General features: G+C 63.1%; 11 protein-coding genes. 4 read left to right on the top strand and 7 right to left on the bottom strand.

Going from position 1 to position 25,039, the window contains the following annotated elements; all coding sequences use genetic code 11:
- Positions 1-63: 63 nt before the first annotated feature.
- From AK81_RS17890 to AK81_RS17880, 3 genes are all read left to right on the top strand, one after another.
- Positions 64-576: a sigma-70 family RNA polymerase sigma factor gene (locus AK81_RS17890; protein WP_043200892.1), complete on the top strand. Its 513-nt coding sequence runs from the start codon at positions 64-66 to the stop codon at positions 574-576.
- Positions 577-1,560: a FecR domain-containing protein gene (locus AK81_RS17885; RefSeq protein WP_043200888.1), complete on the top strand. Its 984-nt coding sequence runs from the start codon at positions 577-579 to the stop codon at positions 1,558-1,560.
- A gap of 106 nt (positions 1,561-1,666) precedes the next feature.
- Positions 1,667-4,096: a TonB-dependent receptor gene (locus tag AK81_RS17880; protein WP_043200886.1), complete on the top strand. Its 2,430-nt coding sequence runs from the start codon at positions 1,667-1,669 to the stop codon at positions 4,094-4,096.
- Between the two features lie 31 nt (positions 4,097-4,127).
- On the opposite strand, the gene AK81_RS17875 is transcribed toward AK81_RS17880, so the two are convergent.
- The 7 genes from AK81_RS17875 to AK81_RS17845 all read right to left on the bottom strand — a co-directional run bounded on the left by AK81_RS17875 (position 4,128) and on the right by AK81_RS17845 (position 13,627).
- Entirely contained in the window at positions 4,128-4,991 is an 864-nt protein-coding gene (locus AK81_RS17875) for a sensor domain-containing diguanylate cyclase (RefSeq protein WP_043200884.1), read from the bottom strand.
- Between the two features lie 107 nt (positions 4,992-5,098).
- Positions 5,099-7,438, bottom strand: coding sequence for a TonB-dependent siderophore receptor (locus AK81_RS17870; RefSeq protein WP_081042098.1), 2,340 nt, complete (start codon positions 7,436-7,438; stop codon positions 5,099-5,101).
- Positions 7,439-7,608: 170 nt separating this feature from the next.
- Positions 7,609-8,583, bottom strand: a complete 975-nt coding sequence (locus AK81_RS17865; RefSeq protein WP_043200882.1) for a FecR domain-containing protein — start codon at positions 8,581-8,583, stop codon at positions 7,609-7,611.
- Positions 8,580-9,101, bottom strand: a complete 522-nt coding sequence (locus AK81_RS17860) for a sigma-70 family RNA polymerase sigma factor (protein WP_050491909.1) — start codon at positions 9,099-9,101, stop codon at positions 8,580-8,582. Before AK81_RS17860 ends, AK81_RS17865 begins: the two co-directional genes overlap by 4 nt.
- 112 nt (positions 9,102-9,213) lie before the next feature.
- Complete coding sequence (locus AK81_RS17855; RefSeq protein WP_043200880.1) at positions 9,214-10,542, bottom strand: TolC family outer membrane protein; 1,329 nt, start codon at positions 10,540-10,542, stop codon at positions 9,214-9,216.
- A gap of 1 nt (position 10,543) precedes the next feature.
- Entirely contained in the window at positions 10,544-11,884 is a 1,341-nt protein-coding gene (locus tag AK81_RS17850; RefSeq protein WP_043200879.1) for an HlyD family type I secretion periplasmic adaptor subunit, read from the bottom strand.
- Between the two features lie 6 nt (positions 11,885-11,890).
- Positions 11,891-13,627, bottom strand: coding sequence for a type I secretion system permease/ATPase (locus AK81_RS17845; protein ID WP_043200877.1), 1,737 nt, complete (start codon positions 13,625-13,627; stop codon positions 11,891-11,893).
- A gap of 547 nt (positions 13,628-14,174) precedes the next feature.
- On the opposite strand from AK81_RS17845, the gene AK81_RS17840 reads away from it, so the two are divergent.
- Positions 14,175-25,039 (top strand): peroxidase family protein (locus tag AK81_RS17840; protein ID WP_050491908.1); only part of this gene is annotated, 10,865 nt, incomplete at its 3' end.

Here is a 25,039-nt window from a genome sequence, read left to right as displayed (position 1 = left end):
TTGTGTTGAAACGCTACCTTAATATTGAAAACAATTCTCACTTGCGTGAACAGAATCGCCCCCATGAGCGACGTGCTACCTGGCTCCGACAATCACCTGCGCAATGTAGAGGCGCTGTACAACGGCCACCAGGGCTGGCTGCATGCCAGGCTGCGCAGGCGCCTGGGCAATGCGGTCGATGCGGCCGACCTGGTGCAGGATACCTTCGCGCGCATCCTGGCTTCGAAAACCGTGGTGTTTGAAGAACCGCGGGCCTACCTGAGCTGTGTTGCCGGGGGCATCCTGGCCAACTGGTGCCAGCGTAAATCGCTGGAGCGTGCCTACCTCAAGGCGCTTGAACACCTGCCGGAACCTGAAGTGCCTTCGCCCGAAGCCCGCTTGATGATCCTGGAAACCCTGCACGAAATCGATGCCATGCTCGACACCCTGCCAGCGTTGGTCCGGCGCGCGTTCCTGCTGTCCCAGCTGGGCGGCATGAAGTACGAAGCCATTGCCGAGCAGCTAGGTGTATCGCTCATCACCATCAAGCGTTACATGAAACAGGCATTTCTCCAGTGCTTGAGGCTGGTCGACTAGATGGTTGATGTCCAGCGTATCGGCCCAATGGATACCGAGGCACTTGAAGAAGCGGCCGAGTGGTTGATGGCCATGAGTGCCGGAGCCGTCAGCGATGCGCAAAAGGCCGACTGGTTGGCCTGGCGCAGCAGCAGCCCCGAGCGTGCACAGGCCTGGCAGCGCGCCGAGCGGCTGATGGGCAAGCTGGACGGTTTGCCGCCGGCGCTGTCGATGTCGGCGCTCGACCGCCCGGCCGACCCGGGCCGTCGGGCGATGATCAGCCGGTTGGCGTTGCTGCTGGCCGTGCTTCCGGCGGGGTGGGCCGGCTGGAAGCTGACCGAGCAACAAGGATGGGCCGCCGACTATCGCTCGGCCGTAGGCGAATGCCGCCAGCTCACCCTGGCCGATGGTACGCAGATCTTCCTCAATACCGACTCTGCAATCGACATCCGTTTCGATGCCGACGAGCGCTTCATTGAACTGCGCCGGGGTGAAATCCTGGTGCAGACTGCGCCCGATATCGTGGTGCCTGCGCGCCCCTTGCGGGTGGGAACGCGGGAAGGGCGCATGCAAGCGCTGGGCACGCGCTTCAGCGTGCGAGAGCTGGACGGGCGCACCTACCTGGCGGTTATCGAAGGGGCCATTCGCATCGAACCCGCCCGTGCGGCGGCCAACCCTGGCACCGTTGTACAGGCCGGTGAACGTGTCGATTTCAATGCGCACACGGTCGGCAGGCCGACCTCGGTCGACACCACCGCAACGGCCTGGATCCAGGGCATGCTGCTGGCAGACCGCATGCGGCTGGATGATTTTGTGACCGAGCTGGCGCGCTACCAGCGCGGCGTCATTCGCTGCGACCCTGGTATTGCCGGCCTGCGTATTTCCGGGGCGTTTCCGGTCAGCGATACCAGGCGCAGCCTGAGCATGCTGGAGTCGACCTATTCATTGCGGGTATCCGCGCACATGAACGGCTACTGGACCCTGCTTTACCCCGCAGAGTCGTGAAATGCCAGGCGCGGAAAAAAAACGCCTTTGTGGGTGATACTTTTTTCAGTCTCGGCTGGCAACAGGAATGAACACTTCCATTCCCAGCCAGAAGGACCCGCCTGTCATGCCTGTTGCAAGTCGTCCATTCCGTAAGCGTGCGTTAGCTGTTGCGGTGCGTGGCACCCTGTTCGGGGCCGTTCTGCTGGCAGGGGCCGGCCAGTGGCTGCCAGCCGTCGCGCAGCCCCTGGATGCTGTAGCCATCCGCACCTACGAGATTGCCCCGGGCCCACTGGGGCGGGTGTTGTCCAGTTTCGCGCTGGCCTCGGGCGTTGCGCTGTCGTTTGAACCGGCATTGACCGATGGCCTGCACAGCCCCGGGCTCAGCGGGGCCTATTCGGCGCGTGACGGCATCGCCCGGTTGCTGGCCGGCAGTGGCCTTGAGCTGGTAGAGCTGAGTAACGGCAATTATCAACTGAGCCGTCAACCAAACAGTGGTGAAGGCCTCACGCTGGCCACCACGACCATTGACGCCAACAGCATGCGCCACGAAACACTGCCAGAGGCCTACGCCGGCGGACAGGTAGCACGCGGCGGGCGGCTAGGCATGCTTGGCAACAAAGATGTGATGGATACGCCCTTCAACGTCACCAGCTACACCGCAAAAACCCTCGCCGACCTGCAGACGGTGACCGTGGCCGATGCCCTGGAGCGTGACCCCTCTGTGCGCTCCACCGGTCAGGCGGGTGGCATCGTCGACTCGTTCTTCATTCGCGGCTTCCCGGTGGGTGAAGGCAACCTGGGCGAACTGGCCTTCGATGGTGTGTACGGGGTTGCACCCAACTACCGCGTGTTCACCGAATATGCCGAGCGGGTCGAAGTGCTCAAGGGCCCGGGGGCCTTGATGTACGGTATTTCCCCGAACAGCGGCGTTGGCGGCGTGATCAATATCGTCCCCAAGCGCGCGCTCGCCGAAGATTTGACGCGTGTCACCGCCAGCTACAGCTCTGACACCCAGGTGGGCGGCCACCTCGACATCAGCCGCCGTTTCGGGGAGCAGCGGCAATGGGGCGTGCGTTTCAACGGCAGCCTCGCCCAAGGCGACACGGCTATCGATGACCAGCAACGTGCGCTGGACATCGGCGCCATCGCCCTTGACTACCAAGGTGAGCGCTTGCGCCTGAACCTGGACTTCATCAGCCAGAAGGAGCGGTGGGATGCTGCCTCGCGCCCCTTCACCGTGGCCCCCGGTTTCGACGTACCCTCTGCCGCCAATGGCCGTACCAATCTGCCCCAGGACTGGGGTTGGTCGAGAACCTCCGAGCAGTCGGCGTTGCTGGGTGGGGAATATGACATCAGCGACGCGTTAACGGTGTTCGCCCATGTCGGTGGCGGCAGGGCAGATGTGGCGCGGATGTCCGACCAGGTTCCGAAAATCCTCAATGCGGCAGGCGACACCAGCAACACTCCCGGTTACTACAAATTCAACGTCGATCGCTCCACCGCCGACGTTGGGCTGCGTACGCTGTTTGAAACCGGACCGGTCAACCATACGGTTACGGCCATGGCCACCCGCTACCAGGATGAGTTGTCCCGTGGCATCAACAACGGCACGGAAATCCTCTCGAACATCTACCACCCGGTTGATGTGCCCAAGCAATACATCGCTGCACCGAAGGTAAGTCGGGTGTCCGAGGCCGAGCTGTCTGGCGTTGCCCTGACCGACACTTTGTCCGTACTCGACGACCGCGTGCAATTGACGCTGGGAGTGCGTCGGCAGGAAATCGCGTCACGCAACTACAGCACCTCGGGTACGGTGACCTCGCGCTACAAAGACAGTGCAACCACCCCCGTGGTAGGCGTAGTGGTCAAACCGTGGGAAAACATTGCGCTTTACTACAACTATGTCGAAGGCCTGAGCAAAGGTGATGTCGCACCGGCCACGGCGAACAATGCCGGTGAAGCGTTCGCGCCCTACAAGACCAAACAGCACGAGCTGGGCGTGAAGTACGCGCACAACACGTTCATGACTACCTTGTCGGTATTCCAGATAGAGAAACCCAGTGGTGAACTGGGGGCAGGCAACCAGTTTTCCGTGCAGGCACAGCAGCGTAACCGCGGTGTCGAGCTGAGCATGTTCGGTGAAGTTGCGCCGGGCACGCGGTTGCTGGGCGGCGTGACGGTGCTGGACGGCAAGCTGACCGATTCGGCCACGGCCGCCAACAAGGGCAACGAAGCGGTAGGGGTGCCTGATGTGCAGGCCAACCTGTGGGCCGAGTGGGATACCCCCTGGGCTGAAGGCGTCACCCTGACCGGTGGTGCTATCTACACGGGCAGCCAGTACATCAACCAGGCCAACACCCAGGAACTCGATGCCTGGACACGGTTCGATGTGGGGGCGCGCTACGCCACGCGCATCGATGGCCACCCTACAACGTTCCGGGCGACGGTGCAGAACGTGTTCGACCGCGAGTACTGGTCGGGCGTGGCTTCGTACGGCGCGATATCGCCCGGCTACCCGAGGGCGGTGCAGCTGTCGGCCTCGGTTGACTTCTGATGTAGGTCCGGCCCGAAGGGAAGGGGTATCGTTACCCGGTCGCCATGTGTTTTCGCTTGACCCGGTACATATCCCCATCGGCATGACGCAGCAGCATGTCGGCATCGTGGCCATCCTCAGGGAAGCGCGCTACGCCGACGCTGCAGGACGGCGCGTCGATGCCCGACAACTCCATCCCGAGTGGCTCGGCCATGACCGTCAGGATACGGACCATCTGCTCGGCAATGGCCTCTTGCGACGGGCAATCTGTCAACAGCACGGTGAACTCGTCACCGCCCATGCGCGCCACCGTGTCGGTGGCAAGTACGCAGCCTTCGAGCCGCCGCGCAAGCGTGCACAGCACCCGGTCACCCACAGCATGCCCGTGCACATCGTTGATTTCCTTGAAGTCATTGATATCCAGAAACAGCAATGCCAGCGTGCGATTGTGCTGCCGCGCGGTGGCAAGTGCACTGTCCAGCCGTTCATTGAACATGGCCCGGTTGGCCAGCCGGGTCAGCGGGTCGTGGTGGGCGAGGAAGCGCAGTTCATCTTCGGCCTGGCGCAAGGCGGTCACATCCCGCGCCACACCGATACGCGCCTGAGCCTCTTCGGACCAGCTGGCTGCCCACAGGATGTGCACGATACCGCCATCCTTGCGCACATAGCGGTTACGGAAATCGTAATGGGGCTGGCCGTTCATCACCCGCACAATCGACGCGCGCGTGGCCGCGAGGTCGTCAGGGTGCATGTAGTCGGTGATCGGCGTGCCGATCATCTCGCAGGGCTTATAACCCAGCAGCGCCTCGCAGGCATCGCTGACGAAGGCGATCTGGTTGTCCCTGTCGACCACGAACACGGTGTCCAGCATCAGGTGGATCAACCTGGGGTACAAGGCTTGAAGGTCGACGGGCATAGGTCAGGGTGTCCGGGGCGTAAGCGCCGATCATAGCCTGAACGTGAAGGACGCAGCTATTGCTGCGTCCTTCTGGCAGCGACGTCATTTTGAGCAAACGCGACGTATCAGAAGCTGTACTTGAAGCTCGTCATCAGGTTGCGTGGCGCGCCGTAGACACCGTACAGCCCGGACTGGCTGTAATACGCACGATCAAACACATTGTTCAGGTTGATCGTGGCGCTGAGATGCTCGTTGACGTCGTAGCGAGCCATCAGGTTGGTGACTGCGTAACTGCCCTGGCTGAAGGTGTGCAGGTCGGCGCCGACCTTGCTCTGCCAGTTCACGCCGCCGCCGACGGTGACTTTGTCCAGTGGCCCGTGCAGGCGATAGCTGGTGAAGGTCTTGACGCTGTTGCGTGGCAGGTTGGTGTTGATGCGCTGGTCGTCGGCATCGGTGGTTACCGAATAGGCGTAACCGGCAGATGCCTGCCAACCTTCGGCCAGTTCACCGTTCAACTCAAGCTCGATGCCCTTGGAGGTGGTGTCCTGTTCAGCGCTATAGACGTTGTCGTGCTGCCAGATCGCCAGGTTGTCCTGTTCCAGTTTGAACAGTGCCAGGCTGGAGTTGAGGCGGCCATCGAGGTGCGAGCCCTTGATGCCGATCTCATAGCCTTTGCCTTCCATGGGGTCGAGCGGCTTGTCGTCTTCATCGGTGACCCAGGAGGCTTGGGGGTTGAAGATCTTGGTGTAGCTGGCATACAGCGACCAGGTGTCATCAAGGTCGTAGACCACCCCGGCATAGGGGATGAACACGCCATTTTCTTCGCGATTGACCTCGGTAGCTTCGCCGCCGTAAGGGCGATCGGAGGTGTCGCGTTTCCAGTCGATGACGCGGCTACCGACGATCAGGCTCAGGTCATCCGTCACACTGAACCGCGCCGTCAGGTACGCCGCGTACTGGTTCTCGTCGATCGACGATTTTCCGCTTTCGCTGAAGGCCGGTTTTGCCGATTTGCCGTCCCAGTCGAAGAGGTTGTCGATAGCGCCTGCCGGTGAGCCGGCATAGTCATAGCGCCAGCCGCCCCAGCTTGGCGTGCTCTCCTTGTATTGCGACAGGGTAACGCCGGTGATCAGCTCGTGATTTCGGCCAAGCAGGTCGAACGGACCGGTGACATACAGGTCCAGGTTGTCCTGGCGCGGCGTGCCCGAGAAGCGCACCGGCAACTGCGACAGGCCGCTGCCATCGGTGTTCAGGCTGCCCATGGCAAAGTTGAACAGTTCATCGAACTTGTTTTCGGCATGCGTCAGTTCGAGCTTGCCGCTCCAGCCGTTGCCCAGTTGTTGCTCGATAGAGGTGAAGAAGCTGGTTTGCTCATGGTCGTTGTAGGACCAGTCCGGCGCGGCGTTGAGCGACCGCTTGAGGTCGGTGCGTTGACCGGTGCTGAATCGCGTTGGCAGGCCGGAGCGCAGCGGCGAGTCTATATCGCTGCGCAGGTAGCTGAAGCCCAGCGTCAGCAACGTGTCTTCGCTCACGTCGAATTCGGTGATGCCATAGATCAATTGCGATTGCTGGTTGTAACGGTCAATCCAGGCTTTCTCGGTCTTGTAGTCGGCGACCAGGCGCCCACGCACATTACCCGACTCGGTCAATGGCCCGGATACATCGAAGCCGGTGCCATAGCGGTCCCAATTGCCGGCTTCCCCGGTGATGCTGGCCTGCATTTCGTGGGTTGGGCGCTTGCGGATCAGGTTGATGGTGGCAGAAGGGTTGCCCATGCCGCTGATCAAGCCGGTAGCGCCCCGCACGATTTCGATACGGTCGTACATCGCCATGCTTTGCGAGTAGTTGTCCAGTCGGGTACTGGTGGGCACACCGTCCACTTCATAGTTCTGGATGGCAAAGCCGCGTGACCAGTAGGAATCGCTCTCCGAGCCCAGGCCATCGCGGACCACGGTGATGCCAGGGGCGGCCTCGAGCGCGTCGGTCAGGTTGGTCAGGCGCTGGTCATCCAGGCGCTGGCGGGTCATCACGGTCAGCGATTGTGGGGTTTCCTGCGGAGTGAGGTTCAGGCGCGTCGAGCTGCTGGATGAATAGGTGGTGTACAGCCCTGTGCCTTCAGTGGTCGAGCCAGGGGCTTTGCCGGAAATCGACACCGCGCTCAGCTCCAGGGCACTGCCGGCAGTGGCTTGCAGGGAATAGTTGCCATTGGTACCCCGGCTGGCCTCAAGCCCCGAGCCTGCCAGCAGTATCGCCAGGCCTTGGTCGACCTCGAAGCGGCCCTGAAGGCCTGTGGTGGTGCGCCCTTCAGCCAACGAGGTGGGGTAGGAAAGCAAGATGTGCGCGGTCTGGCCGAAACGCGCCAGGGCAGGGGCCAGGGGACCAGCCGGGATGTCGAACTCGGCCTGACGCTGCTCGGCGGCTACGGCCCCTGCGGGCAGCACCAGCAGTGGTGCGGATGCGCTCATGCAGACGATGCCTTGCACCACGGCGACGGCCAGCTTGTGCTTGATCGAAGCCGGCTGGCCCAGGTGTTTGATGGCGGTGAATTTCACGCGTTGTTCCCCATTGAATAAAGTGTTTGGGGTTCAAGTCTCGCGAGAACGCAAATCGGACCACCCAAAGGCAATTATTTTTTTCAAACGTCGCGAGGCTTGAGCGTTACCCAGTATCGAGTGAAGTGCTGGACATCGAGATGCAGGGTGTCAGCGACAGCAGCAATGGCTTTTTCCGTATCGGCCAAGGGGAACGTGCCTGAAACCCGCAGGCCCGCCAAGCTGGGGTCGCAGGCCAGGTGCCCTCGGCGGTAGCGGCGCAGGTCTTCGATAAATTCATCCAGCCGCTGGCCTTGGGCAACCAGCATGCCTTGGCTCCAGGCAGGCGGGGACAGCGCTACAGCCTGCCGGGCGAATACCCGGTTGCTGGTGAAGCTGGCTTGCTCGCCGGCTTTGAGCAAGGCCGGTTGATGAGCCAGAGCGCTGGGGGTTATCAGCAGCGTACCCTGGTGAACGCTCACCTGGCTGTGCCCACCAAACTGCCTGACGTTGAACTGTGCTTGCGAAGATTCAAGGCGCCCTTGTGCAGTGTCCACCGACAGCAAGCGCCCGCCGGCCTTCGTGCTGTCGGTGACCAGTACTTCCCCGCGCAGCAGCTTGATGCGCCGGGTTTGCGTGTCAATGTCAGCGCTGATGGCGCTGTCCGTGTTGAGTTGCACCCTGGAACCGTCGGCCAGCACCAGGCGTCGCTGCTCACCGATGCGGCTGCGGTAGTCGGCGCTCCAGTCCTGGACCAGCGTGCTGTCTTTCAGGTACCAGCTGCCTGCGCCCGCCGCCAGTAGCACGCCCAACTGCTTGAGTGCCGTGCGCCGGGATGACATCGTGCGCAGGGTAGCGTGAACCAGCGGGCGCTGATTGGGTGCACGCATTTCACGCATGCGCTGGGCAAAGGTTTCTGCCCGCTGCCAGGCGTGTTCGTGCGCGGGGTGCGCCTGTCGCCATTTCATCCAGGCGGCCAAGGTAGCCTCGCTCACACCTTGCTCTTGCAATTCAAGGTGCCAGTGCATGGCCTGTTCGGCCACATCGCTTGAAATCGACAGGCTGTCGCCACTGTTCATGGCAGGTCCAGGCTGTGATCCAGCAGGATGCACAGGGCGCCGGCCTTGACGATGTAGCGTTTGACCGTGGTGATTGAAAGGTTGAGCCGCTCGGCGATTTCCCCATGGCTCAAGCCATCCACCTGCGACCACAGGAATGCAGCGCGTACCGGCTGATCCAGGCTCTCGATCGCCCTATCCAGGGAGATCAGGGTTTCCAGCAGGATTGCCTGGGTTTCCAGGCTGGGCACGCACTGCTCTGGCATGGCCGCCAAGGCTGCGAGGTAGGCACGTTCGAGTTTTAGCCGGCGGTAGTGGTTGGACAAGACACTTTGCGCAACCTTTGCAAGAAAAGTGCGCGGGGCGTGCAAATGGGGTACCTGGTCTTTTGCCAGCAGCCGCAAGAACGTGTCCTGCGCCAGGTCCGCTGCACTGTGCGAGCAATTGAGCCGGTGGCGCAGCCAGTTTTTCAGCCAGCTGTGTTGCTGGCGGTAGAGCGCGGCCACATCGCAGAAGCTGCTGTCGGAAGGTGAAGGCATGGGGAGGGCCGCTTTGAATAAGTATCGCAAACGATAATACTTATCATATACAGCGACCTGGTATCCCCGCAAGCCAGGCATCACACCTGGCCTGGGGGCGATTCTTGTGCATTCAGTTGACGACCATCAGCTCCGGTCCCAGGTAGTCGTTGACCTGCTGGATATCATCATCCCCCAGGCTACCCACGGACGAGGCCAGGCGAAGCCGCGACATCAGGTAGTTCAGCTTTGCCTCGAACAGGTCGTGGCGGGCGTCATACAACAGTTCTTCGGCATTGAGCACATCCGAGTTGGTGCTGGTACCGCCTTCCTTGAAGCCCTTGCGGGTCGAGGTCAGCGAGCGTTCGTTGGAGGCCACGGCCTTTTCCAGCGCATGAATGCGCAAGGCGCCGCTCTGCACGCCGCGGTACTCGCGGGTGGTGCCGGAAATCACTTCCTGGCGGGTGGCGTCCAGTTCATCCAGGGCCTTGGAACTGTTGGCGCTGGCCTGGCGAGTCAGGGCGCTGGTGCTGCCACCGCTGTACAGCGGGATGTTCAGCTCCAGGCCGATCGAGCTGTAGTGGTTGCGCTGGTTGAGCTCGGAAATCGACTGGCTGCTGCCAGCGTTATAGCCCGCCACGAAATCCAGGGTGGGGTAGTGCCCGGCGCGGGCACGTTTCACTTCTTCTTCGGCCAGCTCATAGCTGTGCCGGCGCGCGTGAATCAGCGGGCTGTCGGCCTGGGCTTTTACCAGCCATTCCTGCAGGTTGCCCGGCATCAGCGGTGGCGTGCTGAAACCCGGCTGCAAGGTGGTCAGCGCCTCTGGGGTTTCACCGATGTATTCCTCCAGCTTGCGGCGGGCGTTGACCAGGTTGTCCTGGGCGTCGATCAGGTCGGCCTCGGCCAAGTCGCGGCGGGCCACCGACTCATCGACGTCGGTGATGGTGCCGGCGCCCAGCTCCTTGCGCCGTTTCGCCGAAGCCTGCTGCTCTTCGAAGGCGCTCAGCTTGGCCTTGGCCAGGGTGATGGTTTCGCTGGCCAGCAGCACGTCGAAGTAGGCGTCGGCCAGGCGTACCGCAGCGTCCTGGCTCTTGGCGTCGAACACCGCCACGCTGTAGTCGGCCCGTTGCTGGCCCTGGCGGTACTCGGCCATCTTCTGCTTGTTGAACAGCGGTTGGCGCAGGCGCACATTGGCGCCCTTGGAGTCGTAGTCCAGATCGTTGTCCAGGCCGTTCTGGCGCTGGCTGCCATTGACCCTGTTGAAGTAGGCGGATGCATTGATCTGCGGCAGCAGGCCGGCCTCACCGATAGCGCGGTTTTCGCTGCCGGCTTCTTTTTCGTGCACCGCAGCGCGGTAGATCGGGCCTTGGTACTGCAGCAGGTCCCAGGCTTGCTTCAGGTCCATGGCACTGGCCTGTACGGCCACCCCCAGCAGGCACAACATCAGGCACGAGCGTTTCATGTCATTGCTCCTTGAACGCGGCGTCGACGCGTTCGAGCATGGGTTTGAGCAGGTAGCTGAGCAGGTTGCGCTCGCCGGTCTTGATGGTGACGGTGGCGGGCATGCCGGGGCGGATGTGGTTGCTGCCCAGCAGGCCCATACCGGCCGGCGTCACTTCTACCTGGGCCAGGTAGAACGGCTGCTTGCTTTCTTCGTCGAGCAGGCGGTCGGCGGAAATGGTCTTCACCCGCCCTGGTATGTTCGGCGTCTGCGCGTGGTTGAAGGCCGGGAAGGCGATGTCCACGGCCAGGCCCGGGACCATCTTGTCGATGGCCTGCACCGGGATCATCGCGTCCACCTGCAGCGGCTGGTCGAGCGGTACCACTTCCATGATCTTGGCGCCGGGCTGGATGATGCCGCCGACCGTGGCGATGCTCAGGCCCTGGACCATGCCGTCAATCGGCGAGCGGATCACCGTATGCGTCACTTCGTAGTCCAGCGCACGCAAGCGGTCGGCCAGGGTGGTGTTTTCCTTGGCGGTGTCGGTCAGCTGCGATTCCACTTCCTTCAGGTAGTCGTGCTGGCGCTGCAGCATGCGCAGCTTGATTTCGGTGGCCTGGCTGCGCGCCCGGGCAATGTTGTTGAGGTTTTCGGCCTGGCCGGCGGACAGGTCGGCATTGCTGCGCTCCAGTTCCAGCAGGCGGTTGCGCGGTACATAGCCTTCGGCGGCCAGCACCCGGGTGCCTTGCAGCTCCTGGTTGAGGAAGCCGATCTGCGAAGCGCGGGCGCCGTACACCTGTTGCAGGCCCTTGAGTTGCACGGCCGAGGCGGTGAGGTTTTCTTCAAGAATGCTCAGCTCGCCAGCCAGGCCGGCGCGACGGGTGTCTAGCAGGCGCTGTTGCAGGTCCATGGCCGCCAGCAGCCTTGGGTCATTGGCGTAGTGCTGGAGCAGGGCAGGGTCGAAGGTGACCGTATCGCGGCCATCGCGTTCGGCTTCCAGGCGGTTTTCAACGGTCTTGCTGACGATGTACTGGGCACTGAGCGCGCCTTGTTCGGCCACGGCGCGCAACGCATCCAGGCGTACCACCTCCTGGCCTTTCTTGACCAGGTCGCCTTCGCGTACCTGGATTGCCTCGACCGTGCCGCCGCTCAGGTGCTGCACCGCCTTGCGGTTACTGGTGACCTTGACCGTGCCGGTGGCAACCACGCCTGCGTCCAGTGGCGCCAGGCAAGACCACAGCAGGAAACCGCCAAAACCGGCGATCACCATCCACACGCCCCAGCGTGCCGGCCGGCCTACGTCAAGGTCGATCAGGTTGTTGGCTTCGGCGGGAATCAATTCGGAGTGTTGAGTCATCTGCATGATCGGTTACTCCCGTACTTTTACCGAAGCCAGCGGTGCCGCATTGGCCGCTGGAATCACGCTGGCCTTGCGCAGCGCCGCGAACACTTCGTCACGGCTGCCGAGCATGTGCACGGTGCCGTCGCGCAGCATCAGTATCTTGTCTACGGCGCATAGCACATTGGGCCGGTGGGAAATCAGGATCACCGTGGCGCCGCGCGTTTTCAGCTCGGCCAGCGCATCGACCAAGGCCTTCTCGCCGACGTCATCGAGGTTGGCGTTGGGCTCGTCCAGTACCACCAGGTTGGGCTCGCCGTACAGCGCGCGGGCCAGGGCGATGCGTTGCTTCTGGCCGCCGGACAGCGGGGTGCCGTCGGCGGCCAGGCGGGTGTCGTAGCCCTGCGGGAAGTGCAGGATCATCTCGTGCACGCCGCTGCTGCGGGCGGCGCGGATCACCGCATCGCTGTCCACTTCGGCAAAGCGCGCGATGTTTTCGGCGATGGTGCCCTCGAACAGTTCCACGTCCTGCGGCAGGTAGCCCAGCCACGGGCCCAGTTCGGCCTTGTTCCAGGTAAAGATGTCGGCCCCGTCCAGGCGCACCTTGCCCGCCTGGGCCGGCCACACACCCACCAGCAGGCGGGCGAGGGTGGACTTGCCCGAGGCCGAAGGGCCGATGATGCCCAGGCTCTCACCCGGGACCAGGCTGAAGCTCACCCCGCGCACGATGCTGGTATTGGTGCCGGGTGCGCCGGCAATCACGTTTTCCACCGCCAGCATGCCCATCGGCCGTTGCAGCGACATGCTCGGTGGCCGTTGCGGGTAGTCCTGCAGCAGGTCGTTGAGCCGGCCCCAGGCCAGACGGCAGCCCAGCAGCTGCTTCCATGAGGCGATCACCTGTTCCACCGGGCCCAGGGCCCGGCCAGTCAGGATCGAGCAGGCGATCATCATGCCGGGGGTGATCTTGCCTTCGATCGCCAGCAGTGCGCCGGTCCCCAGGATCACCGACTGCAAGGTGATGCGCACGAAGCGCCCGGTGCTGCTGATAAGCGCCGCGCGGTCGGAGGCCAGGGTCTGCATCTGCAGAATGCGCAAGTGGCCCTGGTACCAGCGCTTGCCGATTGACGGCAGCATGCCCATGGCCTCGATCACTTCGGCGTTGCGCAGGTTGTTGTTGGCGTAGCTGGCCGACGACATTGACGCCTGGTTGGCTTCTGCCAGTGGTTTTTGCGTGGCCTTTTCAGTGAGGTAGGCCAGGCCCACCAGGGTCAACGAGCCGATGGTCGTGACCAGCCCGAGCCAGGGGTGGATCAGGTAGCAGACCACCAGGTAGATGGGCGTCCAGGGGGCATCGAAGAAGGCGAACAGGCCGTTGCCGGTCAGAAACTGCCGCACCTGCGCCAGGTCTTGCAGCGCCTGGGCCGGGTTGCCGCCGGCGCGGCTCAGGTTGCGCTCGAAGGCGGCGCTGAAGATGCGTCGGTTGAGCTCCATGTCCAGGCAGTTGCCGACCCGGATCAGCACGCGGGTACGGGTCATTTCCAGCGCTGACATCAGCAGGAACAACCCGACTACCAGCACGGTGAGCATGCCCAGGGTGGTGATGTTACGGCTGACCAGGGCGCGGTCATACACCTGCAGCATATAAATAGCTGGCGTCAACATCATGACGTTTATCACGCCGCTGAAGGCGGCCAAGGCGTAAAAGCTGCGGCGCAGGCGAAACAACACGTCGGCCAGCTCGGAGCGGGTGCGTGGTGGCTTGGGCATCGGAGGCCTCCCTTCATTACAAGTCGGGAAGCCCTTGCGGCGCCCCGTACAACGGTAGTTGTGGCTTCTTGGTCGGCTCGCAGGCGGGTCGCTCTTATGGCGAATAGCCCAATAACGCTGCTTGCTCCCACATGCAGGAGCGTAGGTTGCAACGAAATATTCAGTAATATCATTTTGCTCTATGAAATCTTTGAACTTTTCATAAGTGCTAACAAAACAGCTAGTTGCATCGCATTCCCATCGTCGAACGATTTTTTTGACGGGATATTGACAAGCTTTTCCTCTACGACTTTAGTCTGAAGTATTCGGGCCCTGTGCAAGCTGGGGTCGATACACGTGCGTTACACCTGTTTCGCACGATTAACAGGGCCCCCTCCCGGAACGGTGGGTGCCGGATTGCCAGCAATGAGGCCAAGGCGCCAGCACAAAAACTTTGCGCCACTGAGCCCAGAACCACGAACCAGATACTGCGCACGTCAACACTGACTGGGCGCGGGAAGGACCCTGTTGCCCTGTGATTTCTCCCGAAAGATCGAGGGCAATTGCAATGGCCAATTTCAGCAAGTCGGACCTGGAATTCATTCTTAAACAAATCTTCATCGCCGAAGCCCATGCTGACGGCGCCAGCCTGAGCGACCTGCTGCCTAACAGCCAGGTACCGTTCGGCCTGCGCACTGTCGACGGCAGCTTCAACAACCTGGTGGCCGGGCAGAGCGAGTTCGGCGCTGCCGATAATTCGTTCCTGCGCCTGCTCGATGCCACGTACCGTGCCAACTACGTGGGCACCGGCAACGTCGTCGATTCGCAACCGCGCACCATCAGCAACCTGATCGTCGACCAGACCGCCAACAACCCGGCGGCGGTCGAAGCCAATGGCGGCGCCGCCCCGGTGATAAGCCCTGGTATCGATGGGGTGTTCGGCACCGCCGACGACAAGCCGGTGTTCTTCATCCCCAACGTCTCGCCGGACGCGGGCCTGACGGCGGGCTTCAACGCCTGGATGACCTTCTTCGGGCAGTTCTTCGACCATGGCCTGGACCTGGTCACCAAGAGCAGCACCGACATCGTGTTCATCCCGCTGCGCCCGGACGACCCGCTGTACGTGGCCGGCAGCCCGACCAACTTCATGGTGCTGTCACGCGCCGTGCGCACCGCCGGTGCCGATGGCGTGGTGGGCACGGCCGACGATAGCCAGCCCAACACCACCTCGCCGTTCGTGGACCAGAGCCAGACCTACAGCTCGCACCCCTCGCACCAGGTATTCCTGCGCGAGTACACGCTCGACGGCGCAGGCGACCCGGTGGCCACAGGCCGGCTGATCACCAACCGCGATCTTGGCGCGGACGGCACGTTCGGCACCGCCGACGATGGCAACAGCGAAAACGGCGGCATGGCCACCTGGGCGGTGGTCAAGGCCCAGGCCCGTGACCTGCTGGGTATCAACCTGACCGACGCCGACGTGCACAGCGTGCCGCTGCTGGCCACCGATGCCTACGGCAACTTCCTGCGTGGGCCCAACGGCATGCCGCAGGTGGTCATGCGCGTGAACAACGGCGCCGACGGCATTGCCGGCACCGCCGACGACGGCACTACGCTGGTCGAAGGCAACCGCGCAGCACCCATCAGCCTGGCCAATGCCGTGGGCACCGGGCATGGCTTTTTGGACGACATCGCCCATAACGCCGCGCCGGTGGTGGTTGGCGGCGTGTTGCAGGCCGACACCGACATTGCCGTTGGCAACGCTCAGCCTGTGGGCCCGGGTGGCAACAACCTGACCTACGACAACGAGTTGCTCGACGCCCACTACATCGCTGGTGACGGCCGGGTAAACGAAAACATCGGCCTGACCGCCGTGCACCATGTGTTCCACTCCGAGCACAACCGCCTGGTGCAGCAAACCAAGGACACCCTGCTGGCCGCAGGCGACCTGGCGTTCCTCAACGAATGGCTCATCGACGACGTCACCGCCATCCCTACCACGCCTGCCGGCATCGCCGCGCTGGTGTGGGACGGCGAGCGGCTGTTCCAGGCGGCCAAGTTCGGCACCGAAATGCAGTACCAGCACCTGGTGTTCGAAGAGTTCGCCCGCACCATCCAGCCACAGATCGACGAGTTCCTGGCCCCCAACGGCTACGACACCTCGATCAACCCGGCCATCCTCGCCGAGTTTGCCCATGTGGTGTACCGCTTCGGCCACTCGATGCTGACCGAAACCGTCGACCGCTTCGACCCGGCGTTCAACCCGGTGTCGGCCGACCCCGACAACCCTGACCAGCAACTGGGCCTGATTGCCGCCTTCCTCAACCCGCTGGCGTTCGCGGGCAGCGGTGCCACCGCCGACGAAGCGGCCGGCGCGATCATCCGCGGCGTTACCCGCCAGGTGGGCAACGAAATCGACGAGTTCGTCACCGAAGCCCTGCGCAACAACCTGCTCGGCCTGCCGCTGGACCTGCCCGCGCTGAACATCGCCCGGGGTCGTGATACCGGTATCCCCAGCCTGAACGAGGCGCGCCGCGAGTTCTACGCCGCAACGGGCGACAGCCAGCTCAAGCCCTACATCAGCTGGGCCGACTTTGCCGACCACCTCAAGCACCCGGCATCGCTGATCAACTTCATCGCCGCCTACGGCACTCACTCCACCATTACCGGGGCCACTACCGAAGCGGACAAACGCGCCGCCGCAGTGGCACTGGTGCTTGGCGGCAGCGGCTCACCGCTCGACCGCCTGGACTTCCTCAATGGCACCGGCGCCTATGCCAACGTGACGCTGGCCGGCAAAGACGGCATTGCCGGCACGGCCGACGACATTACCGGCGTGACCGTGACCGGGGTGGATGCCATCGACTTCTGGGTCGGCGGCCTGGCCGAGAAGAAAATGCCCTTCGGCGGCATGCTCGGCTCCAGCTTCAACTTCGTCTTCGAGACCCAGCTGGAAGCGCTGCAGGACGGCGACCGCTTCTACTACCTGTCGCGCACGGCGGGCATGAACTTTGGTACGGAACTGGAGAACAACTCCTTTGCCAAGCTGATCATGGCCAACTCCGACGTCACCCACCTGTCCAACACCGTGTTCCTTACGCCCACCTTCACTCTGGAAGTGAACCAGGCCAACCAGTTCACCGGGCTGGGTGCCGACGGCAAGGCCGACCCAACCGGCGGCCTCGAAATACGCGGCGTTGAAATGGTACCGCTGGTGATTCGCAACAACCCCGATACCGTGGGCCCAGACGCCAACTACCTGCACTACACCGGTGAGGACCATGTGGTGTTGGGCGGCACTGCCGGCAACGACATCATCATCTCGGGCGATGGCGACGATACCCTTTACGGCGATGCCGGCGATGACGTGCTCGAAGGCGGCGCCGGCAACGACGCGGTGCTGGGTGGTGCAGGCGACGACATCATCACCGACTCGTTCGGCGACAACCGCCTGGAAGGTAACGCCGGTAATGACGTGATCGTCGCCGGCAGCATGCTGGCGGCCGGCAACCTGATCCTGGGGGGCGACGGCCAGGACTTCATCATCACCACCGAGGACATTTCCACCACCTTCGGTGGCCAGGGCGATGACTTCATCCTCGGCGCCAAGACCAACCTGCCGCCTACCGGCAACGAGGGCGATGACTGGATCGAGAAGGGTACTCAGGACGGTGCGCCTGGCGACAATTTTGCGCCGCTGCTGGGTGACGACGTGATCGGCAACGACATCTTCGTCGGTGGTGCTGGTTTTGACGAAATGATCGGCGAGGGCGGCGACGACATCTTTGTCGGCAGCGATGCCCAGGACAAGATGGACGGCATGTCCGGTTTCGACTGGATCACCAACAAGAACGACAAGGTCGGCGTCACCGTTGACCTGAGCCTGGCAGCGCTGGCCCAGCCCCATGGCAACGCACCGAACCAGAACGCCGGCGTGTTCAACCCGGTTGGCGCCTCGCCGGCCAGTATCCTCGACCGCTTTGCCGAGGTCGAAGGGGTGTCCGGTTCAAACTACGCCGATGTGCTCAAGGGCGATGACGTCGATGCCGTGACCATCCTCAACCATGGCGGCACCACCGGCAGTGCATTGACCAACGTGGCGCTGATCCGTGGGCTGCAGCAGTTCCTGGCGGATGCCGGGTTGCCGACCACGGGTTTTGCCACCGGCAATATCATGCTCGGTGGCAATGGCAGCGACCTGATCGAAGGCCGTGGCGGCGATGACCTGATCGACGGCGACAAGTGGCTGAACGTGCGCATCGCCGTGTACGCCCCGGGCGATGTCAACCACACCGGGCCCGAGATCGCCAGCTTCGACAGCATGGTCGACATGATCCCGTTCATGCTCGACCGTACCTACAACCCAGGCCAGCTGAAAGCCGTGCGGGAAATCCTGCCCGGCACCTCCACGGGCGGCGCGGCCTTTGACACTGCCGTGTATTCGGGATTGCAGAGCGAGTACGTGATAACCCAGAACACCAAAGGCACGGCCGATGTTGCGGATGACGTGTGGACGGTGACCGATACCGTGGACGGCCGCGATGGCGTCGATACGCTGTTGCATATCGAACGCCTGCAGTTCTCCGACAGCCAGCGCGTGCTGGTGACAGGCGTGAACGCGCAGCCCACTGGCAGCCCGACCGTGACCGATGGCAACGGCGGTGCGATCACTGTGGGCGATATGCTGACGGTGAGCGTGGCCGGGGTGCTCGACGCCGACAATATCAGCGCGGGCAACCCGGCAGGCACGCTGGCTGACCGTGCAGTGTCGTACTACTGGCAGTTCGAGTCCGACCCGGGCAGCGGTGTGTTCGAGGACATCATCCTGCTGCCGGCCGGTGACCTGGCGTTCCAGAGCGCCGACGGCACCTCGTTCAAGGTGTCGCCAGACCTGGCCGGGCTGAGCCTGCGGGTCAAGGCCATCTACCAGGACGCCCATGGCACCACCGAAATACTCTACTCCGCGCCAACCGCGGTGGTGGCGGCGGGTGCCCCCGTGGTGCCGACGCCAGCCACCCCGGTGGTGGATGCCACGGCAGGGGGCGAGGGGCTGCACATGGTGCGCTCCGACCTCAACTTCATCCTCGACCAGATCAAGATCGCCGAGGCCGATGCCGCCGGGCAGGACATCCTGTCGCTGATCCCCAACATCCGCGCGCCTTTGGGCCTGCGGGCGGTGGACGGCTCGAACAACAACCTGATGAACCTCAACGGCATCAACAACACCCAGTTCGGTGCTGCCGACAACGTGTTCCCGCGCCTGACCGACCCGGTGTTCAACCCCGCACAAGGTGCCCCGGCCGGCTTCTTCGGCCCTGGCTCGCCGGCCATCCCTGGCTCGTCGTACCAGCAGACCAGCGGCCCGGTGTTCGACTCGCAGCCGCGCACCATCAGCAACCTGATCGTCGACCAGACCTCCAACAACCCGGCAGCCTATGCCACCGCATATGACCCAGGTGCCGACGGTGTGCTCAACTTCGGCACACCTGGCAACGACGACGTGCTCAAGGACGGCGTGCGCATCGTCGCCAGCCCGGGCATGGACGGCCAGTTCGGTACCACCGACGACCACGACGTGTACCTGTTCGAAAACACCGCTGCCGATGCCGGCCTGTCCGCGCCGTTCAACGCCTGGATGACCTTCTTCGGGCAGTTCTTCGACCATGGCCTGGACCTGGTCACCAAGGGTGGCTCGGGTACCATCTACATCCCGCTGCAACCCGATGACCCGTTGTACGTGGAGGGTGGCTTCACCAACTTCATGGTGGTGACCCGTGCCACCAACCTGCCAGGGCCGGACGGCATCCTCGGCAACGCCGACGACATCCACGAACACACCAACACCACCACGCCGTTCGTGGACCAGAACCAGACCTACAGCTCGCACCCCTCGCACCAGGTGTTCCTGCGTGCCTACATGTTGACCGACGACGGCCCCGTGGCCACTGGCCGGTTGATCACCAACCGTGACCTGGGCGCCGATGGCAAGTTCGGCACTGGCGACGACAGCGAAATCGGCGGCATGGCGACCTGGAAAGTGCTCAAGGCCCAGGCCCGCGACGTGCTCGGCATCAACCTGACCGATGCCGACGTCGACAACGTGCCGCTGCTGGCCACCGATGCTTACGGCAACTTCATCAAGGGGCCGAACGGCTACCCGATGGTGGTGATGAAGGGCCTCGACGGCATTGCCGGCACTGCCGATGACCAACAGGTCGAAGGCAACCCGCTGGCACCGCTCGACCTGACCAACGCCGTGCGCACGGGGCACCAGTTCCTCGCCGACATTGCCCATAACGCGGCACCCGTGTTCAGCGCTGGGGTGCTGGCGCCGGATGCCGACAACGTTGCCGGCAACGCGGTGCCGGTCAACCCACAGACCGGTGCCAACCTGGCCTACGACAACGAACTGCTGGACGCGCATTACGTCGCCGGCGACGGTCGGGTCAACGAGAACATCGGCCTGACAGCCGTGCATGCGATCTTCCACTCCGAGCACAACCGGCTGGTGGCGCAGACCATGGACACCGTGCTCGACTCGCACGACCTGGCCTTCCTCAACGAATGGCTGCTCAACCCGGTAACCGCATTGCCGGTTACCCCGGCCGAGATCGGCGCATTGGTATGGAACGGCGAGCGGTTGTTCCAGGCGGCCAAGTTCGGTACCGAGATGCAGTACCAGCACCTGGTGTTCGAGGAGTTCGCCCGTACCGTGCAACCACGGGTCGACCTGTTCTTTGCCCCGACCCAGGTGTACGACGTCGACCTCGATGCGTCGATCGTGGCCGAGTTCGCCCACACGGTGTACCGCTTCGGCCACTCGATGCTGACCGAGACTGTCGATCGCTACGACATCGACTTCAACGTCATCAAGGACCCGGCCAGCGCCAACCCTGACCAGCAACTGGGCCTGATCGCGGCGTTCCTCAACCCGTTGGCCTATGCCGCCAGTGGCGTTACCCCCGAGGATGCCACCAGCGCCATCGTACGCGGGGTCACCCGCCAGGGTGGCAACGAAATCGACGAGTTCGTCACCGAGGCGCTGCGCAACAACCTGCTTGGCCTGCCACTGGACCTGCCGGCGATCAACATCGCCCGTGGCCGCGACGTTGGCATCCCTTCGCTGAACGCCCTGCGCCGCGACATCTACGGGCAAACCGGTGATACCCAGCTCAAGCCGTACACCAGCTGGGTCGACCTGGTGCAACACCTGAAGCACCCCGAGTCGCTGATCAACTTCATTGCGGCTTATGGCACCCACAGCTCCATCACCGCGGCCACCACACTGCTGGAAAAACGCGCCGCGGCCATGGCCCTGGTGTTCGGCGGCGATGGCGCGCCGGCCGACCGCCTGGACTTCCTCAACAGCAGCGGTACCTGGGCGAATGTGACCCTGCCCGGCAAGGATGGTGTGCTGGGCACCGCCGATGACCTGAAGGCGGTAACCATCACCGGTGTCGATGCCATCGACCTGTGGATCGGCGGCCTGGCCGAAGAGAAAACCCCGTTCGGCGGCATGCTCGGCAGCACCTTCAACTTCGTGTTTGAAAACCAGATGGAGAAACTGCAGGACGGCGACCGCTTCTACTACCTGGAGCGCACCTCCGGCCTGTCGATGAACGCCGAGCTGGAAAGCAACTCGTTCGCCAAGCTGATCATGGCCAACAGCTCGGCCACCCACCTGCCGGGCCTGGTGTTCTCCGACCCTGGCTTCTACCTGGAAGTCGACCAGAGCAAGCAATTCAACGAAGGCCTGGGCAACGTCGACCCTCTGGGTGAAAACGGCGAGCAGGTGGTGTTCCGCGACAGCCCGCTGACGGCTGGCCCGGATACCAACTACATCCGCTATGCCGGCGCCGAGCACATCGTGCTGGGCGGCACCAACGGTGACGACATCCTGGTGTCCAGCGAAGGTGACGACACGGTCTGGGGCGATGGTGGCAATGACCGTATCGAGGGTGGTGACGGCAACGACCAGCTGCGCGGTGGTGCCGGCGACGACATCATCAGCGACATGGGCGGTGACGACAACATCCAGGGCGGCGACGGCAACGACGTGCTGCACGGCGGCAATGGCGTCAACCTGATCATCGGCGGTTTCGGCAACGACTTCATCGTCACCGGTGAAGATGCCTCTGAAGCCATTGGCGGCCAGGGCAACGACTTTATCCTGGGCAGCAAGGCCAACGAGCAGGACATGGGTAACGAAGGTGACGACTGGATCGAGAAGGGCACCTCGGACGGTGCGCCTGGCGACAACTTCGACCCGCTCGGCAACGACCCCATCATCGGCCACGACGTGTACATCGGCGGCAACGAGAACGACAAGTTCAACGGTGAAGGCGGCGACGACATCATGGTCGGCAGCCTGGGCTTTGGCGACCGCTACATCGGCGGTTCGGGCTACGACTGGGCAACCTTCAAGGGCCTGGCCCAGGGCGTGACCGTCGACTACACCGACCGCTTCTTCGATGTGCCGCCAGTTCCGGGCTCTGGCGCTTCGGCGCTGGTGCGCTTCGACATCATGGAAGGCCTGTCGGGCTCGGCCCATGGCGACTTCCTGCGTGGTGACAACGAAGATGCCACTTCGCTACCCACCGCTGGCGCTACCGGCAGCGTGCTGACCAACATCAACCTGATCAACGGCCTGTCCAGCCTGCTGGCTGCCGGGGCAACGTTCTACGATGGCGGCAACATCATCCTCGGCGGCAGCGGCAGCGACCTGATCGAAGGCCGTGGCGGTGACGACATCCTCGACGGTGACAAGTGGCTGAACGTGCGCATCAGCGTGCGCGCCAACCTCGATGGCACTGGCCCGGAAATCGCCAGCTACGACAGCATGGAGCCGATGGTGCCGCTGATGCTCAACGGCACCTACAACCCAGGCCAGCTGGTGATTGTGCGGGAGATCCTCAACGGTACCGACAACTACGACACGGCAGTGTTCTCGGGGGTAGCCACCGACTACAGCGTGGTGGTCGATGGCAATGCGGTGATCGTCACCGACCTGGTGGCCGGGCGTGATGGTGTCGACCGCCTGACCGGTATCGAGCGGTTGCAGTTCTCTGACCGCTCCCAGGCCTCCGGCGTGGGTACTGCCGTCAACGCTGGCCCTACGGGGCACCTGGCGATCCTAGACGCTGCCACCGGGCTGCGTGACGACACACCGGTCAGCGGCCAGCTGCTGCGTGTTACCCCGCTGGCAGTACATGATGCGGACAACGTCAGCGCGACCAACACGACCGGTGCGGTCAACGGCCCTGTGGCCTATTACTGGCAAGTCGAGACCCTGCCGGGTTCGGGTGTCTATGAAGACATCACCTTTGTCGCTGCAGGCGAGGCCCAGCGGGCGACGGGCGCCACCTACCGGGTCACGGACGATGTGGCTGGCCTGAGTATCCGCGTACGGGCGGTGTATCAGGACGCCAAGGGCACGCTGGAAATCGTCGATTCGTCGGCGAACAGCGCGCCGAGTGCCGGGCCGACCGTGACCGGGCTGCTGGTGCAGAACCAGACGCTCACCGCCAACCCGGCAACCATCGTCGATGCCGACGGCCTGAGCAACCCGCAGTTCACCTTCCAGTGGCAGTCCAACCGGGGTGTGGGCTGGGTCAACATTGTTGGCGCCATCAGCAGCACCTTTGTCCTGACCCAGGCGCAAGTAGGGCAGAACATGCGGGTGGTGGTGAGCTACGTGGATGACTTTGGCGTGCAGGAAAGCATCGCCTCCGACATCCTCGACCCGGTGGCCAACGTCAACGATGCACCGACCGGTGCGCTGCTCATCAGCGACACCACGCCAGACATCGGGCAGACGCTGACGGCACTGACCGGCAGTATTGCCGACATTGACGGGCTGGGTGCGTTCAGCTTCCAGTGGCAGCAAGGTACGGGTGGCGTCTTCACCGACATCGTTGGCGCCACTGCGGCCACCTTCACCCCAGGCCTCAACCAGGGAGCCCAGCAGTTGCAGGTGATCGTGCGCTACACCGATGCCTTCGGCACCGTGGAGACACTCACCTCGGCGGCGACTGCTGCAGTACCAGGGTTGACGTTGGTCGGCACCAACGGTGCCGATATCCTGATCGGGAGCGCAGGCAATGACGTGATCTCGGGCCTGGACGGTGCCGACCAGCTGTTTGGCGGCCTTGGTAACGACGTTCTCGACGGCGGGCTTGGTAACGACATCCTCAACGGCGGGCTTGGCGCGGATGCCATGACCGGCGGTGCTGGCAACGACACTTTTGTGGTCGACAACGTCGGCGATACGGTGAGCGAAGCCCTTAACGGCGGTGTTGATCTGGTGCAGACCAGCCTGGCCGGCTACATCCTGACCTCCAACGTCGAAAATTCCGGCTACATCCTGACCTCCAACGTCGAAAACCTGACCTATAACGGCGTCGGCAACTTCACCGGTGTGGGTAACACGCTGGACAACATCATCATCGGTGGCACTGGCAACGATGTGCTCAACGGCCGTGAAGGTGCCGACCGCCTGGTGGGTGGTCTCGGCAACGATACCTACATGGTGGATAACGCTGGGGATCTGGTGAGTGAGTCTGCGGGGGCCGGTACGGATACCGTGCGTACCACGCTGTATAACGGCGTCGGCAACTTCACCGGTGTGGGTAACACGCTGGACAACATCATCATCGGCGGTGCTGGCAACGATGTGCTCAACGGCCGTGAAGGTGCAGACCGCCTGGTGGGTGGTCTCGGCAACGATACCTACATGGTGGATAACGCTGGGGATCTGGTGAGTGAGTCTGCGGGGGCCGGTACGGATACCGTGCGTACCACGCTGTCCGGCTACATCCTGACCTCCAACGTCGAAAACCTGACTTATAACGGGGTGGGCAACTTCACCGGCGTGGGTAACACGCTGGACAACATCATCATCGGCGGCGCTGGCAACGATGTGCTCAATGGCCGTGAAGGTGCCGACCGCCTGGCGGGTGGTCTCGGCAACGATACCTACCTGGTGGATAACGCTGGGGATCTGGTGAGTGAGTCTGCGGGGGCCGGTACGGATACTGTGCGTACCACGCTGGCCGGCTACATCCTGACCTCCAACGTCGAAAACCTGACTTATAACGGGGTGGGCAACTTCACCGGCGTGGGTAACACGCTGGACAACATCATCATCGGCGGCGCTGGCAACGATGTGCTCAATGGCCGTGAAGGTGCCGACCGCCTGGCGGGTGGTCTCGGCAACGATACCTACCTGGTGGATAACGCTGGGGATCTGGTGAGTGAGTCTGCGGGGGCCGGTACGGATACTGTGCGTACCACGCTGGCCGGCTACATCCTGACCTCCAACGTCGAAAACCTGACTTATAACGGCGTCGGCAACTTCACCGGTGTGGGTAACACGCTGGACAACATCATCATCGGCGGTGCTGGCAACGATGTGCTCAACGGCCGTGAAGGTGC

This window comes from Pseudomonas putida W15Oct28, assembly GCF_000708715.2.
In the GTDB taxonomy this organism is placed as follows: domain Bacteria; phylum Pseudomonadota; class Gammaproteobacteria; order Pseudomonadales; family Pseudomonadaceae; genus Aquipseudomonas; species Aquipseudomonas putida_R.
This window is presented reverse-complemented; position numbering and strand designations above follow the sequence as displayed.